This window comes from Paracoccus jiaweipingae (genome assembly GCF_044335505.1).
In the GTDB taxonomy this organism is placed as follows: domain Bacteria; phylum Pseudomonadota; class Alphaproteobacteria; order Rhodobacterales; family Rhodobacteraceae; genus Paracoccus.
Map to the genome: position 1 here is coordinate 298324 of NZ_JBISBS010000002.1, position 15750 is coordinate 314073.

Annotated in this window: 12 protein-coding genes; 7 read left to right on the forward strand and 5 right to left on the reverse strand. The window is 67.3% G+C overall.

From position 1 onward, the window contains the following. Positions 1-81: 81 nt before the first annotated feature. A complete protein-coding gene (gene metF / locus ACFXP9_RS04895; RefSeq protein ID WP_397206322.1) occupies positions 82-930 on the reverse strand; it encodes a methylenetetrahydrofolate reductase [NAD(P)H] in 849 nt (282 codons plus the stop codon). Positions 931-1020: 90 nt separating this feature from the next. On the opposite strand from metF, the gene ACFXP9_RS04900 reads away from it, so the two are divergent. The 3 genes from ACFXP9_RS04900 (at position 1021) to ACFXP9_RS04910 (ending at position 4021) form a co-directional block, all read left to right on the forward strand. Continuing rightward, positions 1021-1926 carry a LysR family transcriptional regulator gene (locus tag ACFXP9_RS04900; RefSeq protein WP_397206324.1) on the forward strand — a complete coding sequence of 302 codons (906 nt, stop codon included), beginning with the start codon at positions 1021-1023 and terminating at the stop codon, positions 1924-1926. Positions 1927-2022: 96 nt separating this feature from the next. Next, positions 2023-2811, forward strand: a complete 789-nt coding sequence (locus ACFXP9_RS04905) for an inositol monophosphatase family protein (RefSeq protein ID WP_397206325.1) — start codon at positions 2023-2025, stop codon at positions 2809-2811. A gap of 370 nt (positions 2812-3181) precedes the next feature. Beyond that, entirely contained in the window at positions 3182-4021 is an 840-nt protein-coding gene (locus ACFXP9_RS04910; protein WP_397206651.1) for a DMT family transporter, read from the forward strand. Here the strand turns inward: ACFXP9_RS04910 and ACFXP9_RS04915 are convergent. Next, entirely contained in the window at positions 3981-6122 is a 2142-nt protein-coding gene (locus ACFXP9_RS04915) for a lytic transglycosylase domain-containing protein (protein WP_397206327.1), read from the reverse strand. The two genes, ACFXP9_RS04910 and ACFXP9_RS04915, sit on opposite strands and share 41 nt — an antisense overlap. Positions 6123-6228: 106 nt before the next feature. Between ACFXP9_RS04915 and dapA the strand changes: the two genes are divergently transcribed. Continuing rightward, on the forward strand, positions 6229-7104 hold the full coding sequence (gene dapA / locus ACFXP9_RS04920) for a 4-hydroxy-tetrahydrodipicolinate synthase (RefSeq protein ID WP_397206329.1): 876 nt from the start codon (positions 6229-6231) through the stop codon (positions 7102-7104). A gap of 186 nt (positions 7105-7290) precedes the next feature. Here dapA and ACFXP9_RS04925 read toward each other — a convergent pair whose 3' ends face one another. Beyond that, positions 7291-8430 (reverse strand): type III PLP-dependent enzyme, encoded by a 1140-nt coding sequence (locus ACFXP9_RS04925; RefSeq protein ID WP_397206330.1) that lies wholly within the window; start codon positions 8428-8430, stop codon positions 7291-7293. Positions 8431-8584: 154 nt separating this feature from the next. Here ACFXP9_RS04925 and ACFXP9_RS04930 point away from each other — a divergent pair, with 154 nt between their 5' ends. The 3 genes from ACFXP9_RS04930 to ACFXP9_RS04940 all read left to right on the forward strand — a co-directional run bounded on the left by ACFXP9_RS04930 (position 8585) and on the right by ACFXP9_RS04940 (position 13059). Next, entirely contained in the window at positions 8585-9016 is a 432-nt protein-coding gene (locus ACFXP9_RS04930) for an Lrp/AsnC family transcriptional regulator (RefSeq protein ID WP_397206332.1), read from the forward strand. Between the two features lie 71 nt (positions 9017-9087). Next, the gene (locus tag ACFXP9_RS04935) at positions 9088-9876 is read left to right on the forward strand and encodes a VOC family protein (protein WP_397206333.1); all 789 of its coding nucleotides are present in this window, start codon (positions 9088-9090) and stop codon (positions 9874-9876) included. 75 nt (positions 9877-9951) lie between these two features. Then, positions 9952-13059, forward strand: a complete 3108-nt coding sequence (locus tag ACFXP9_RS04940) for a valine--tRNA ligase (protein ID WP_397206335.1) — start codon at positions 9952-9954, stop codon at positions 13057-13059. 191 nt (positions 13060-13250) lie between these two features. Here the strand turns inward: ACFXP9_RS04940 and ACFXP9_RS04945 are convergent, their stop codons facing one another. Both ACFXP9_RS04945 and ACFXP9_RS04950 read right to left on the reverse strand, forming a co-directional pair. Next, positions 13251-14309 (reverse strand): YcjF family protein, encoded by a 1059-nt coding sequence (locus ACFXP9_RS04945; RefSeq protein WP_397206337.1) that lies wholly within the window; start codon positions 14307-14309, stop codon positions 13251-13253. Continuing rightward, positions 14306-15685: a YcjX family GTP-binding protein gene (locus tag ACFXP9_RS04950; RefSeq protein WP_397206339.1), complete on the reverse strand. Its 1380-nt coding sequence runs from the start codon at positions 15683-15685 to the stop codon at positions 14306-14308. Before ACFXP9_RS04950 ends, ACFXP9_RS04945 begins: the two co-directional genes overlap by 4 nt. Positions 15686-15750 lie beyond the last annotated feature (65 nt).

Consider the following 15750-nt stretch of genomic DNA (forward strand, 5'->3'; position numbering starts at 1 on the left):
GGGCGATGACGCCGCCTGCCTCGCTTCTGTCATAAATACCTGAATACGGCCCGGCAAACGCGCACGGCCGCGAAGCTGGGGTTACGCGGCGGCCGGCTGTGCCACCACCCCCAGCCGGCGGCAGACCTCGGCGGTCAGTTCGGGGCGGTTCAGCGTATAGAAATGCAGATGCCCCACCCCGCCCGCGATCAGCTTTTCGCACAGGTCGGTGGCGATATCGGCGGCCAAGGCGGCGTGGTCGTCGCTGGTCCCGAACGCGTCATGCGCCCATTGCGGGACGCTGGTGCCGCACATCGCGGCAAAGCTTTTGGCGCCCTTCCAGCTTTGGATCGGCAGGATGCCGGGCAGGATCGGCGCGGTAATGCCGCTGGCCGCGCAGGCATCGCGAAAGCGGAAAAACGTGTCGGCGTCGAAAAAGAACTGGGTGATCGCGCTGCTGGCGCCTGCATCGACCTTGCGTTTCAGCCAGGCCACATCGGCGGCTGTATCGGCGCTGTCGGGATGCGGTTCAGGATAGGCGCCGCAATGGATGGTGAAATCCCCCCGCGCCGCGATGGCCGCGATCAGATCGACCGAGCTGGAGAACCCGTCGGGATGCGGGGTAAAGCGGTCCTGCCCCTTGGGCGCATCGCCGCGCAGGGCGACGATTTCGCGCACCCCGGCCCTGGCATAGGCGTCGACGATGTCCAGCGTGTCGGCGCGGGTGGCCTCGACGCAGGTCAGGTGGGCGGCCACCGGCACGCCGTAATTCTTGCCGATCGTGGTCACCGCCTCGTGGGTCAGTTGCCGGGTGGTGCCGCCGGCGCCATAGGTGACGGAAACAAAGCGCGGGTCCAGCGGGGCCAGCGCGCGCATCGTGTCCCACAGCCGGAACGACGCATCCAGCGTCTTGGGCGGGAAGAACTCGAAGCTGACCGAGGGGGTGGACATGGCGATTCCTTTCTTTTGACCATCTTGTGCCATGCCCCCGGACGTGAGACAAACTCATAATCTGCATCATTGTAATGAGCCTGCCTCAACATGAACCTCGAATTGCGCCATTTGCGCACCGTGCGCGCCATCCATGAACAGGGCGGGCTGGGGCGCGCGGCGGATGTGCTGCACATTACCCAGTCGGCGCTGAGCCATCAGATCAAGGCGCTTGAGGAACAGGCCGGGGTCGAGCTGTTCGTCCGCCGGTCCAAGCCGATGCGCCTGTCCGCCGCCGGGCTGCGCCTGTTGCGGCTGGCCGAGGCCGTGCTGCCGCTGGTCGAGGCCACCGAGGCCGAGTTCCGCGATGTCGAGATGGGCCGCGCCGGGCGGCTGCATATCGCGCTGGACTGTCACCATTGCTTTGACTGGCTGATGCCGGTGCTGGACCCGTTCCGCCATGCATGGCCCGATGTCGATATCGACATCCGCACCAGCTTTACCACCGGCGCGCTGGCGGCGCTGACCCGTGAAGAGGTCGATCTTGTGATCTCCTCTGACCCGGAAAAGCTGGCCGGTGTGACCTTTCATCCGCTGTTCGACTATGCCCCGATGCTGGTGGTGCCGGCGACGCATCCGCTGGTTGCCAAAGGCTATGCCGAGCCTGCCGATCTGGCGGATCAGACCCTGATCACCTATCCGGTCGAGCGCAGCCGGCTGGACGTGTTTGCCCATTTCCTGACCCCCGCCGGTGTCGAACCCGCCGCCATCCGCCAGGTCGAAATGACCCGGATTGCGCTGATGCTGGTGGCTGGCGGTCGTGGCGTCGCGGTGATGCCGGACTGGGTGCTGCGCGAAACCGCCACAGACCCGGAACTGGCGGTGCTGCCGCTGGGACCGGGGGGCGTGGTGCGGCGGCTTTACGCGGCGATGCGCGACGACGATCTGGCGCTGCCTTACATGGCCCATATCCTGCGTCTTGCCCGGACCGAGCCGATGCGCCTGATGCGCGGCTGACCGGCGCCCCCGCCATGGCCGGGTCGGGGGCCTGCATGGCTTGGCAATCGCGCGCATCCGGCCTATGACGGGCCAACCCCAAAAGGATTCACGCAAATGGCAAGCGCCAATCTTAACATCATGATCAAGGCCGCGCGCAAGGCGGGCCGCAGCCTCGTCAAGGATTTCCGCGAGGTCGAGAACCTTCAGGTCAGCGTCAAGGGCGCCGGTGATTTCGTCAGCCGCGCCGACCGCGAGGCCGAACGCATCATCAAGACCGAACTGCGCGGCGCCCGCCCGACCTATGGCTGGATCGGCGAGGAAACCGGCGAGGAAGCAGGCGAAGACCCCACCCGCCGCTGGATCGTCGATCCGCTGGACGGCACCACCAATTTTCTGCACGGCCTGCCGCATTGGGCGGTCAGCATCGCGCTGGAACACAAGGGCGAAATCGTCGCCGCTGTCATTTTCGACGCCGCCAAGGATGAACTTTACACCGCCGAAAAAGGCGGTGGCGCATTCATGAATGACACCCGCATCCGGGTCTCGGCCCGGTCGCGGATGATCGAATCGATCTTTGCCACCGGCGTGCCTTTTGGCGGGCGCGGCACCCTGCCCGCCACGTTGAAAGACCTTGCCCGGCTGATGCCCGAAACCGCCGGAGTGCGCCGCTTTGGCTCTGCCGCGCTGGATCTGGCCTATGTCGCGGCGGGCCGCTACGAAGGGTATTGGGAACGCGGCATCAAATCCTGGGACGTGGCCGCAGGCATCCTGATGGTGAAAGAGGCCGGCGGCTTTGTCGAGGCGATCCACCCCGAACAGAACCCGGTCGAATCCGGCGCGCTGGTGGCGGCGAATGCGGAACTGTTCGACCGCTTTTCCAGGCTGATCCGCACCCGCGACTGACCACGGGACCGGGGACGCCTGCCGCGGCGGCCCCGCAAAAGCCCGCTTTGCCGCTGACCGCCCCCGCTTCAGCTTGGCCCAAATATCCCCGCCGGAGGCCCCCGGCGCCCCCGGCGCGGCGCCCCGGTCGGGCTGCGTTCGGGCTTGCCCCGTCCCCGGTGCGTCGGGCAGACAGGTCTGGCAACCCCGATCAGGCAGGCCCACCATGTCGCCGCAACCGCCCCCGCCCACCAGCGTGTCCCCCGGCGCGCCCCCCGACCCGGCCACGCCTGCCGCCCCGGTGCTGACCGCGCCCGCGGCACAGCCCCCTGCCGTGCCGCCGCCACAGGCCCGCCCCGCCACCGACCGGCCCGGCCCGGCGATTGCGCTGATGGTTCTGGTCAGCCTGATCTTTGCCATTCAGGACGGCCTGTCGCGCCAGCTTGCCAGCACCTATTCGCCGCTGCTGATCACCATGATCCGCTATTGGTTCTTTGCGATGTTCTGCACCGTTCTGGTGATGCGGATGCCGGGCGGGCTGGCGCGCGGGCTGCGGGCGCGGCGGCCCGTGCTTCAGGTCGCGCGCGGCCTGCTGCTGGTGGGGGAAATCCTGCTGATGGTGGCGGCCTTTGTGCAACTGGGGCTGGTCAACACCCATGCCATATTCACCATCTATCCGTTGCTGATCGCCGCCCTGTCCGGCCCGGTTCTGGGGGAACGCGTGGGCTGGCGGCGCTGGCTGGCCATCGGCGCCGGGTTTTGCGGCATCCTGATCGTGCTGCAACCGGGATCGGGGCTGTTTTCGGGGGCGGCGCTGCTGCCGCTTGGCGCGGCGCTGATGTTTGCGACCTATGGGCTGCTGACGCGGCTGGTGTCGCGCGACGATCCGGCGGTGGTCAGCTTTTTCTGGACCGGCATCTCTGGCGCGGTGGCGATTACCGCCATCGGCATCTGGCACTGGCAGCCGCTGGCCCCCGGCGACTGGCTGTGGATGGCGGCGCTGTGCGTGACCTCGGCGCTGTCGCATTTTCTGCTGATCCGCGCCTACGAGATGGCCCCCGCATCCGTCCTGCAACCCTTTGCCTATACCCAGCTTGTCTTTGCCAGCGCCATCGGCGTGGCGCTGTTCGGGGACCGGCTGGCCCCGCATGTGGTGATTGGCGGTGCCATTGCTGCCGGGGCCGGGCTGTTTACCTTGTGGCGCGCGCGGGTGGCCGCCCCGAGGTCGTGACCGGCCCGATCACCCGTGGCGCGACATCGTCAAACGCCGCCGCCGCCGGTGACAGCGGGTCACCCCGGCGCGGCGGCGGGCGGCTGTCGGTCAGGGTCTGCGGCAGGGTCTGGCGGGCCTTGGGCGGCGGTGGAATAATACCATCACCGGTCAGGTCGCGGGTCGGGGTGAAGGCCACCGGGTGCCCGGCTATACGGGCGCGATAGACGGGCAAGGCCTCGGCCACGCGCATGACGTAATTGCGGGTTTCGTCAAAGGGGATCATCTCGACCCAGTCCACCGGGTCGGCATCGCGGCGCAGATCACCGAAATCATACAGCCAGCGCATCGGCCGCCCCGGCCCGGCGTTATAGCCCGCCGCCACCAGCGCCACCGACGGCCCGAAACGGTCGCGCAACCCCGCCAGATAAGCCGCCCCCAGCCGCGCGTTATAGGCCGCGTCCGACCCCAGCAACAGCGGGTCATAGGCCACCCCCAGACGCGTCGCCACCTGCCGGGCGGTGCCGGGCATCAGCTGCATCAGCCCCTGCGCGCCGACCCGGCTGCCGGCGCGGGGGTTGAATTCCGATTCCTGACGCGAAATCGCCATGACCAGTTCCGGCGGCACCCCCAGCGCGGTCTTTTCCAGCCCCGTCAGCGGGAAATAAGCCGCCGGGAACACCGCCCCCTTCTGCGCTGCCAGCTTGGCCAGACGCAGGCCGTGATGGGTCTGGCGGGCCTCGATCATCAGCCGGGCCATGCGGATAATGTCCGCGGCCGGGGCGTCCTGCGCAATGCGCAGGGCAAAGCGCTGTGCCAGGTCAGCCTCGCCCGCCGCGATCAGCCACAGCGCCGCCTGCCAGCGCCGATCGTCACGCAGCGTGCTGCCGCGCCAGTCGGGCAGGCTGTCATCGCCGCGCCCCGCCAGCGCCAGCGCCGGGTCCATCGGCGCCCCGATCTTTTCCGCCGCAAGCTGGCCGTAATAGGTCGCCTGATGGCGCGCGGCGGCGCGGTAATCGTCACGGGCCGCCGCGTCATTGCCGGCGGCCTGCAAGGCGCGGGCCTGCCAATACAGCGACCGCGCCGTGCTGATCGGACCGCCAACCACGGTTTCGAGATGCGCAAAATGATCCAGCGCCGTGTCGCTGTCGCCCGCCCGCAGCGCGGCATAGCCCGCCAGCCATTCCAGATCGGCGTAATGGCGGTTGTCAGACGGCAGGAAATGGTTCGCCGCCAGCCGCCGCGCCAGCGCCCAATCGCCCCGGCGCAGGGCTGCGCGGGCGTAATCGACCCGCGCCTGCGCCCATGCGTCGGGGCGCAGCAGGGCCTGCGCCGACCCGGATTGTTCCAGCATCAGATCCCGCGCCGGATCATGCAGCTTTGCCCGCAGCCGCCAGCGGAACCGGTCCAGCGCCAGCCCCGGATCGGCGCGCAGGTCGTCGGGCAGCGACAGGATCATGTCATCCACCCCGGCACGCCCGGCCTGAAGGGCAATCCGGGCTTCGGCCAGCGCGTGATCCTTCCACGGCAACAGCGGCAGCAAACGCTCGGCCGCCTGCCATTCGCCCTCGGCCAGCAGGTAATCCATGCGCGCGGCATGATCATCGGCCAGCGCCGCGCGATGGCTGGCCAGAAAGGCCAGCTCGTCCGCCCCGGTCAGCACGGTCGTGCGCCAGAAACGCCCGATCTCTATATCGGCGGCGGGCGGGTTCGACCGTTGCAGCGCGGCAACCAGCGCCGCCTCGCCGGCCAGCGTGCGCGGCGGGTCGGTGCGAAACCACGCGATCACCGCCTCGGGTGGCAGGGTTGCGGGCATCAGCGGCTCGGCCTGACGGCGCAGGGTGTCGGCATCGGGCCAGTCGGGATGGGCGGCCAGAAAGCCGCGATAGGCGTCGAAATCGCCCTGCCCCGCCCGCAATTGCCGCCATGTCAGCACCGCCTGCGCCAGCGCCCCCGAACGCGCCGCCGCCTGTTGCGCCGCCACCCAGTCGCCCCGCCCCGCAGCCGCCAGCGCATCGCGCAGCGCCACGGCGCTTTCGGCCCCGGCAGGCAGGGCCGGTGCCAGCGCAAGGGCCAGCATCAGCGAAAAACGGCGAAATCTGCGGCGCAAAGGATACATCATGGGCGAATATCTGGCCTGTTGCGGGCCGGGGATCAACTCACATCCTTGGCAAGCGGGCCGGGGCGGCGTAGGAAGTCACGGCACAGATTTGTTTCAGGAGTGTGTCATGTTCAAAGGGTCGATCCCTGCCCTTATCACGCCATTCACCGCGGATGGCGATCTGGATCTGGGCACGCTGGAAAAGCTGGTGGAATGGCACATTGATCAGGGCAGCCACGGGCTGGTGCCGGTCGGCACCACCGGCGAAAGCCCCACCCTGACCCATGACGAACACCGCAAAGTCGTGGAAGAGGTCGTCCGCATCACCGCCGGGCGCATCCCGGTTATCGCCGGGGCCGGGTCCAACAGCACCCGCGAAGGCATCGGCCTGATCCGCCACGCACAAGAGGTCGGCGCCGATGCCGCGCTGGTGGTGACGCCCTATTACAACAAACCCACCCAAGCCGGGCTGATCGCGCATTACACCGCGCTGCATGATGCCAGCGACCTGCCGATCATCATCTATAACATCCCCGGCCGTTCGGTCATCGACATGACGCCCGAAACCATGGGCGAGCTGGCGAAACTGCCCCGCATCATCGGCGTCAAGGACGCCACCGGCAAGCTGGAACGCGTCAGCCAACAGCGCATCACCTGCGGCACCGGCTTTTGCCAGCTGTCCGGCGAGGACGGCACCGCGCTGGGGTTCAACGCGCAGGGCGGCACAGGCTGTATCAGCGTGACCGCCAATGTGGCCCCGAAACTGTGCGCGCAATTCCAGCAGGCCACGCTGGACGGCGACTGGACCCGCGCGCTGGACTTGCAGGACCGGCTGATGCCGCTGCATATCGCGATCTTCCTGGAACCCGGCGTTGCCGGTGCCAAATACGCCATGTCGCGGCTTGGCCTGTGCGAAAACCGGGTGCGTCTGCCGCTGCTGCCCGCGACCCGGTCCGTCTGCGACCGCATCGACGCGGCGCTGGACCATGCCGGCCTGATCTGAGGCCCAGGCCCCGTCAGGGGGCCTGTGCGGCCCCCTCGGCGCGATGCGCCTTCACCCCCGCAAGGTATTTGGAACAGGGGCGAGGATGACAGCGCCGCTGACCGGCCTCGCTTTTGTCAGAAATACCTTCGGGGGGAAATTGGCGCAGCCAATTGGGGGGCAGACAGCCCCCCGGCGGCCTGACGGTCAGTGCAGCGCCTGTGCGGTCACCATGCGCATCTGGCCAAAACCGTTAAAGCGCGTGTTGGTCACGGTGGAATAGGCACCCGCGCCGTGAAAGATGACGTAATCCCCTTCGGCGATATCTGAGGGCAGGTCGATGTCACCGGGCAGGCGGTCGACCGAATCGCAGGTCGGGCCGAACACCGCGCGGGGGGTGATCTCGTCGCTGCGGGGGGTGCCCTGGGGGGTGATGACCTCGATCCTCGACAGGTTGCCGATGATCGGCAATTCGGTCAGCCCGCCATAGACGCCGTCGTTCAGAAAGACGTTTTCCCCGTCCCGCACCGCCTTGACGCGGGTGATCAGCGAAAACGCGTCGGCGCACAGCCCACGCCCCGGTTCGCAGACCAGCGCCGGGGGGGCGCCGTCGAACGCCTCGGCTGCGGTCTGGCCGATCAGGTCGAAAATCGCCTGTATATCCGGCACCACCCCGGTCACGCGATGCGAGGGGAAGCCGCCGCCGACATTCAGCCGCCCGGCGCGAAGACCAGCCATGTCGCAAATCTCGCGCGCGGTGCGGATATAGGTTTCCCACGCGCCGGGGTCGACGCATTGGGTGCCCGGGTGGAAGGTCAGCGAGGCGGCATAGCCCGCATCCGCCACGCGTTTGAGCAGTTGCGCCGCCAGTTCCGGCGAGGCGCCGAATTTCGAGCCGAAATCATAGGCAGCCCCCAGCACCGGCAGCTTGAACCGGGGCGAGATCTCGGACCCGTCGGGGATATGGCCGATCAGCTTGTCCAGTTCGGTCAGGCTGTCGACGGAATAGCTGGTGACACCGGCCTGCCGGGCGTGGTCGATTTCCGACCGCGACCGCACCGGGTTGTGGTAATGGCGCGCGGCCTGCGGCGCCAGCCGCCCGATCAGGTCGATTTCCGCTGGCGAGGCCACGTCAAAGCCGCTGATCCCCGCCGCGACAAGGTTCTGGATCACCGCCTCGTCCGGGTTCGATTTCACCGCATAGGTCACCAGCCCCGGAAAGCCCGCGACAAAGGCCCGCGCTGTGTCCTGCAAAACAGTGGGGGCAAAGACCATGACCGGGTTTTCCGGGGCCATGTCGGTAATGATCTGGGTCGGGTTCTTCCAGACAGTGCGGGCGTGTCCCATGCGGCAGATGCCTCCTGTTCGGGGTGTCCTGTTGGCGCTTTGTCGTGCAACCAGATTGCGCCGTATGGGTTCCGAAATCACCGATGAAAATGGTGGATTTGTGCCTGAGTGTGGTTAAAATGACGAATATCCGGTTAAAGTGAAAGGTATCGGGATGGATGATCTGGACCGCGCGATTCTGACGCAATTGTCACAGGACGCGCGGCTGTCGCTGGCGGTGCTGGCGCGGCGGCTGAAAGTGGCGCGGTCGACCCTTCAGGCGCGGCTGGAACGGCTGGAAACCAGCGGCACCATTGCCGGTTACACCCTGCGGCTGGGGGCCGGGGCCAGCGCCGGACGCATCCGCACCAGCGTTTTGCTGACGATTGAGCCGCGCGCACAGCCCGCCATCCTGTCGCGTCTGCGCGCCATCCCGGAGGTCGAGCGCATCCATTCCACCAGCGGGCGCGTGGACCTGTTGCTGCTGGTCAGCGCCCCCTCGACCGAGCGGCTGGATCAGGTGCTGGACCAGATCGGCCACATTCCCGGCGTGCGCTGTTCCGAAAGCCTGATCCATCTGGCGACCAAGCTGGACCGCGCGGTCTAGGGCGTCATCGCGATGTTACCTGTCAGCCGCATGATCACCCCACGCGCCCCAACCCGGCAGGAGGAAACACCATGACCCGACACGGCCAGCCGATCTGGTTCGAATTGTCGACCAGCGATGCGGATGCCGCAAAATCCTTCTATGGCCGGCTGCTTGGCTGGCAGTTCACGACATCGGGCAATGTCGGCTTTGATTACCGGCTGGCGCAGCGCGACGGGGTGATGGTGGCCGGGGTGATGTCGCTGGACAACTGCCCTGCGGGCACGCCGCCCAACTGGCTGGTTTATGTGGCCGTGGATGACACTGACATCGCGGCGGGCAGCACGGCGGCCTCGGGCGGGCAGGTGCTGACGGCGCCCACCGATGTGCCGGGCACGGGGCGCTTTGCCGTGCTGGCCGACCCGCAGGGCGCGGTATTCGGGGTGCTGCACGCCACGCCGATGGGCACGCCCGCCGATGACGCCACCGATGAAACCGGCGCATGGGACCAGAACAGGGCCGGTCACGGCAACTGGCTGGAACTGATGTCGCGCGACCCGCAGGCCGGGTTCCGCTTCTATGCCGACCTGTTCGGCTGGGGTGCGGGCGATGCGCTGGATATGGGCGAACAGGGCCGTTACCAGCTTTTCCGCCACAACGGCAGCGATATTGGCGGCATGATGGGGCTGGGGGATGCGCCTGCGCCCTTCTGGCTGCCCTATTTCGGGGTCGATGACGTGGCACGCGCGCATCAGGTCATCACCGATCAGGGCGGCACCGTGCTGGCCGGCCCGTCCGAGGTTCCCGGCCCGGCGCTGATCGTGGTGGCCCAGGACCCGCAAGGCGCCACCTTTGCCATTGTCGGCCCCAGGCCGGATTAAGCGTCGGCGCGGGCGGCTTGGCCTTTGCCCGCGCCTGTTCTAAACGGTTATCCAAGCAAGCACAGGATGACCGCGATGCCGATGGACAAAAGTTTCGACGCCACCACCGCCGAGGCGCGCATTGCCGCGCAGTGGCAGGACGCCAATGCCTTTGCCGCCGGGGCGAATGCCAGGCCCGGCAAGGACGCTTTCAGCGTGGTCATCCCGCCGCCCAACGTCACCGGCAGCCTGCATATCGGGCACGCGCTGAACAACACCTTGCAGGACATTCTGGTGCGCTGGCACCGGATGCGCGGTTTTGACACGCTGTGGCAGCCGGGTCAGGACCACGCGGGCATTGCCACGCAGATGGTGGTGGAACGCCAGATGGCCGCCAATGGCGAACCCACCCGGCAGGAAATCGGCCGCGATGCGTTCATTGAAAAAGTCTGGGCGTGGAAGGAACAGTCCGGCGATACGATCATCCATCAGCTCAGGCGGCTGGGGGCCAGCGCCGACTGGTCGCGCAACGCCTTTACCATGTCGGGCAACTTCCCCGACGCGGTGCTGAAGGTCTTTTCCGAAATGTTCGACAAGGGCCTGATCTATCGCGGCAAGCGTCTGGTCAACTGGGACCCGCATTTCGAAACCGCGATTTCCGATCTGGAGGTCGAGAACCGCGAAACCGCCGGCCATATGTGGCATTTCAAATACCCGCTGGCCGCCAATCCCGAAACCGGCGAACGCGAGACCTATGAATATGTCGAACGCGACGCGGACGGCAATGTCACCCTGCGCGAGGTCCGCGACTATATCAGCATCGCCACCACACGCCCCGAAACCATGCTGGGTGATGGCGCGGTGGCGGTGCATCCGGGCGATGCGCGTTATGCGCCCATCGTCGGCAAGCTGGTGGAAATTCCCGTCGGCCCACGCGAACACCGCCGCCTGATCCCGATCATCACCGACGAATACCCCGACCCGGATTTCGGTTCGGGCGCGGTGAAAATCACCGGCGCGCATGATTTCAACGATTACGGCGTGGCAATCCGCAACAACATCCCGCTTTACGCGCTGATGGATGGCAAGGCGCGGATGCGCAGCGACGGGCTGTCCTATGCCGAAAGCGCCGAGATCGCCTCGGCTGCCGCGCGTGGGGCGGATGTGGGCGATGTCTCGGGCGTCAACCTCGTCCCCGAGGAATTGCGCGGCCTCGACCGGTTCGAGGCCCGCAAGGCAGTGATCGACGCCATCACCGCCGAAGGGCTGGCCGTCACCTGTCTGCACAAGGAAATCGACGAGGCCACCGGGGCCGAGCATCTGGAACGCCGCCCGGTCGTCGAAAGCAAGCCGATCATGCAGCCCTTTGGCGACCGCTCGGGCGTGGTGATCGAGCCGATGCTGACCGATCAGTGGTTCGTCGACACCGCGAAAATCGTGCAGCCCGCCATTGACGCCGTGCGCGACGGGCGCACCAAAATCCTGCCCGAACAGCATGAAAAGGTCTATTTCCACTGGCTGGAAAATATCGAACCCTGGACCATCTCGCGCCAGCTGTGGTGGGGGCATCAGATCCCGGTCTGGTATGGTCTGGATCTGGAAACCCGAACCTTTGTCGATGACGAAGGCGACAACGCGCTGGACGAGGTCGAGATCCTGTCCCTGCTGACCAGGGACCATCTGGTCAACAAGGGCGATTACCACCATTGCGCCGCCAGCTTTGATGCCGTCATCGACCGCTTCCGCGACGACATCGCCAACCTGCCCGCCCCCCTGCACGCCATGCGCGTGGTCGAGGTCGCGGATCGTGACGCCGCCGAACATATGCTGGCCGCAGCGCTGGCCGATTATGCCGTCAATCAGGACCCGACGCGGCTGGTCTATCCGGTGTGGCGCGACCCCGATGTGCTGGACACATGGTTCAGCAGCGGTCTGTGGCCGATCGGCACGCTTGGCTGGCCGGAACAGACGCCGGAACTGGCGCGCTATTTCCCCACAGATGTGCTGGTGACGGGCTTTGACATCATCTTCTTCTGGGTGGCCCGGATGATGATGATGCAGCTGGCCGTGGTCGATCAGGTGCCCTTCCACACGGTTTATGTCCACGGGCTGGTGCGCGACGAAAAAGGCGCGAAAATGTCCAAATCCAAGGGCAATGTCATCGACCCGCTGACGCTGATCGACGAATATGGCGCGGATGCGCTGCGCATGACGCTGACCTCGATGGCGGCGATGGGGCGCGACCCGAAACTGGGGCCGCGCCATGTCGAGGGCTTCCGCAATTTCGGCACCAAGATCTGGAACGCCACCCGCTTTGCCGAAATGAACGGCGTGCGCGGCGGCGGCGCCCGCCCAACCCCGCGCCACACCGTGAACCGCTGGATCATCGGAGAGGTCGCCCGCATCCGCCAGACCGTGGACGAGGCCCTGACCGCCTATCGCTTCAACGAGGCCGCAGACGCGCTTTATGCCTTTACATGGGGCAAGCTGTGCGACTGGTATGTCGAATTCGCCAAGCCGCTGTTTGACGGCGAATATGCCGGTGAAACCCGCGCCACGATGGGCTGGGTGCTGGATCAGACCTATACCCTGCTGCACCCGATCATGCCCTTCATCACCGAGGAATTGTGGGCACTGACCGGCGACCGCAGCACTATGCTGGTGCATGGCGACTGGCCGGAATATGGCGCCGAACTGATCGACGCCGATGCTGACCGCGAAATGAACTGGGTGATCGCGCTGATCGAAAACATCCGCTCGGCCCGCGCGCAGATGGGGGTGCCGGCGGGCGCGAAACTGGACCTGATCGTGACGCAGGCCGATGATGCCGCCCGCGCCGCGCTGGCCGCCAACGCCCCGCTGATCGAACGTCTGGCCCGCGTCACCGCCCCAGCCGATGGCGCGGCGGGCAAGGGCATGATCGCCGTTGCCACCCCCGGTGCCAGCTTTGCCCTGCCGATCGGGGATGTCATCGACGTGGCCGCCGAAACCGCCCGGCTGCAAAAGGCCCGGACCAAGGCACAAAAGGACCGCGACGGTCTGGACAAACGCCTGTCCAACCCGCGCTTCGTCGAAAATGCCGAACCCGAGGTGATCGCAGAAACCCGCGCCAAGCTGACCGCGCTGGATGACGATCTGGCCCGGCTTGACGGGGCGCTGGCCCAACTGGCCGCCATGCAACCGGCGAAGACCCTGTCAGAATGACGAAAGGGCGGCCATGCGGTCGCCCTTTCCCATGCACCAGCTTTGCCTGCGGCCCCGGAATGGGTATTTGGGCAACGAAGAAACCCACGCCGGTCGCCTCGCTTCTGTTGAAAATACCTCCGGGGGTGAATGACCCGGCACGGGTCAGAGGGGGCGCGGGCGCCCCCTTGCCGCGCCATCATCGCGCGCGATCAGTCCTGCCCGAACAACCCTTTCAGCGCGCGCGAGGTCAGGTTGGTGACCTTGGGCCGTGGCTGCTGGATGAAGGGCATCGGGCGGCAGACCTCCATCGCGGCGATGCCGACGCGGGCGGTCAGCGCGCCATTCACCACGCCCTCGCCAAAGCGGCGGCTGATCTTGGCCAGCGCGCCGCCACCGGCCATGGTGTGGATCAGGTCATCGCCCGCCGCCACCGCGCCGGTGGCGATCAGATGCGCCATCACCGTTCGCGCCAGCCGCCAGCCGCCCACAGCCCCGGCCCGCCCGCCATAGATTTCGGCAATGCGCCGGATCATCCGCAGATTGGCCGCCAGCGCCGCAGCCACATCCGCCAGTGCCAGCGGGATCAGCGCCGTGGCGGCGGCGACGGTGCGGGCGGCGGCCTCGACCTCGCGGCGGGCGGCCTGATCCAGCGGCGATAAAAGGTCGGCTTCGGCCGCCGACAACAGCGCGCGCGCGTCATAAGAATCCGCAAGATGTTCCGCCAGACGGGCGCGGCCCCAGCCCATCTCAGCGCGTTTGGCGTAAAGCGCATCCAGCGATTTTGCCACCGCGCGGGCGGCCTGCACGTCGTCATCGGCCAGCGCCGCCCCGGCGCGGCGGTTGATCGCGTCGATGCGGCCAAAGCGCGCCCATGCCCGGTATTCGCGCAGCGCCATCCCCAGCGCGGCCAGCGTGAACAGCCCGAACAGCCCCACGCCAACCCAGCCCAACAGCGGATAGCGCGTCATCAGGTCGCTGATAAAGGACAGCGCCGCCACCGACAGCAGAAAGGTCAACAGCGCCACCCCGGCATTGATGAACAGCCGCGTCAGCCGCGATGGCGGGCGCGACACCAGCCGTGTCACCATCTCCATCGTGCGGGGGCGGGGCAGCATGTCGGGCGTGTCACCGACTGGCGGGGCATCGGCGGGGGACGGGGTCTGGCCCGGCCTTTCGGACAGATGCGGGTCGGGGCGGCGGTCGGTGGCCGCGGGCTGGTCGAATTCGACCAGCACCGGGCCGGGGCGGCGCGGTGTGTCGTTGCTCACAGGCGGTCTCCGATCAGGAACTCGGCGGCGCGGTCAAGGCGGATATGGGGCGGCCCGTCGCCGGGTTTCAGGGTCAGCGGCGCGGGGGCGAAATTCATCACCGCGTAGTCGCCATCCAGCCAGTGCTGTGCCCCGTCCCGCGCCGGGGCCAGCAGCGCCGCAGGATCGGCGGGCAGTTCACCGGGAAAGAACGCCGCCAGACGCCCATCCATCAGCCGCCCGCGCACGGCGGGCAGGTCCTGGCCATCCTGGGTGATCATTTCCTCGGTCGAGGCGCGAAGGGCGGCGATGGACAGCGCCTCGGTCCGGGCGCCGGAAAAATCGGCGCGGTCGCGTGCCTCGCGCAGCAGGGCGGTCAGGATGGCGGTCAGCCGCCCGTGCTGGACATGGTGCAAGTGGTCGGCCTTGGTCGCGGCAAACATGATGCGTTCCACCCGCCGGGTTCCCAGAAGCTGTGCCAGCCAGCCGGCGCGACCGGGGCGAAAGGCGGTCAGAATATCGGCCATCGCGCGGCGCATATCCTCGACCGCCTGCGGGCCGTTATGGATGGCCCCCAGCACATCCATCAGCACCACCTGCCGGTCGATGCGGGCGAAATGGTCGCGAAAGAAGGGCCGCACGACGCGGGATTTATAGGATTCAAAGCGCCGCGACATTTCCCGATACAGGCCGGATTTTCCCGCGGGCGGCAGCATCGGGGCAAAGGTCAGCGCGGGCGATCCGGCCATCTCGCCCGGCAGCAGGAACCGCCCCGGCGTACAGTCGGACCACCCGGCCTCGCGTGCGGCGGACAGATGCGCGGTATAGGCGCTGGCCAGCCGCTGTGCCGTGGGTTCGTCAAAAGCTGCGTCATCGGGCAGCGCCGCCACCTGTGACAGATAGGCATCGGCCAGCGGGCGGCCTGCCATGCGCCCGATCACCTCGGCCGACCATTCGGCAAAGCTTTTATCCATCAGCCGCAGGTCCAGCAGCCACTCGCCCGGATAATCGACGATATCCAGATGCACGACACGCGGACCGCGCAGCCCCGACAACAGGCCGCGCGGTTGCAGCCGCAGCGACAGGCGCAGCTGGCTGACATGGCGGGTGCCATCGGGCCAGTGCGGGTTGGGTCCGGTCATCGCGGCAAGGTGGCGTTCGTAATCAAAGCGCGGCACCGTGTCGTCGGGCTGGGGTTGCAGCCATGCCGCCGTAATGGTGCCATCGGCGGCAGCACGCAGGGCGTGCATCCGGCCCCGGTCCAGCAGATTGGCCACAAGCGAGGTGATAAACACCGTCTTGCCCGCCCGCGACAGCCCGGTCACCCCCAGCCGCAGCACCGGGTCGCCCAAGCCCACACCGGCCAGCGCGTCTTCGGCGAAATCGAACAAACCCATGGCTTTCCTTTCGAATCCCTGGCGTCAAGATAGGGCGCCCCCCGACCGATTTACAGCCCCGCCAT

What these genes read in the sequence shown, in the direction of transcription:
- metF (WP_397206322.1), bottom strand. Translation starts at nt 930, where the DNA reads ATGTCCACCCCCTCGGTCAGCTTCGAGTTCTTCCCGCCCAAGACGCTG.
- ACFXP9_RS04900 (WP_397206324.1), top strand. Translation starts at nt 1,021, where the DNA reads ATGAACCTCGAATTGCGCCATTTGCGCACCGTGCGCGCCATCCATGAA.
- ACFXP9_RS04905 (WP_397206325.1), top strand. Translation starts at nt 2,023, where the DNA reads ATGGCAAGCGCCAATCTTAACATCATGATCAAGGCCGCGCGCAAGGCG.
- ACFXP9_RS04910 (WP_397206651.1), top strand. Translation starts at nt 3,182, where the DNA reads ATGGTTCTGGTCAGCCTGATCTTTGCCATTCAGGACGGCCTGTCGCGC.
- ACFXP9_RS04915 (WP_397206327.1), bottom strand. Translation starts at nt 6,122, where the DNA reads ATGATGTATCCTTTGCGCCGCAGATTTCGCCGTTTTTCGCTGATGCTG.
- dapA (WP_397206329.1), top strand. Translation starts at nt 6,229, where the DNA reads ATGTTCAAAGGGTCGATCCCTGCCCTTATCACGCCATTCACCGCGGAT.
- ACFXP9_RS04925 (WP_397206330.1), bottom strand. Translation starts at nt 8,430, where the DNA reads ATGGGACACGCCCGCACTGTCTGGAAGAACCCGACCCAGATCATTACC.
- ACFXP9_RS04930 (WP_397206332.1), top strand. Translation starts at nt 8,585, where the DNA reads ATGGATGATCTGGACCGCGCGATTCTGACGCAATTGTCACAGGACGCG.
- ACFXP9_RS04935 (WP_397206333.1), top strand. Translation starts at nt 9,088, where the DNA reads ATGACCCGACACGGCCAGCCGATCTGGTTCGAATTGTCGACCAGCGAT.
- ACFXP9_RS04940 (WP_397206335.1), top strand. Translation starts at nt 9,952, where the DNA reads ATGCCGATGGACAAAAGTTTCGACGCCACCACCGCCGAGGCGCGCATT.
- ACFXP9_RS04950 (WP_397206339.1), bottom strand. Translation starts at nt 15,685, where the DNA reads ATGGGTTTGTTCGATTTCGCCGAAGACGCGCTGGCCGGTGTGGGCTTG.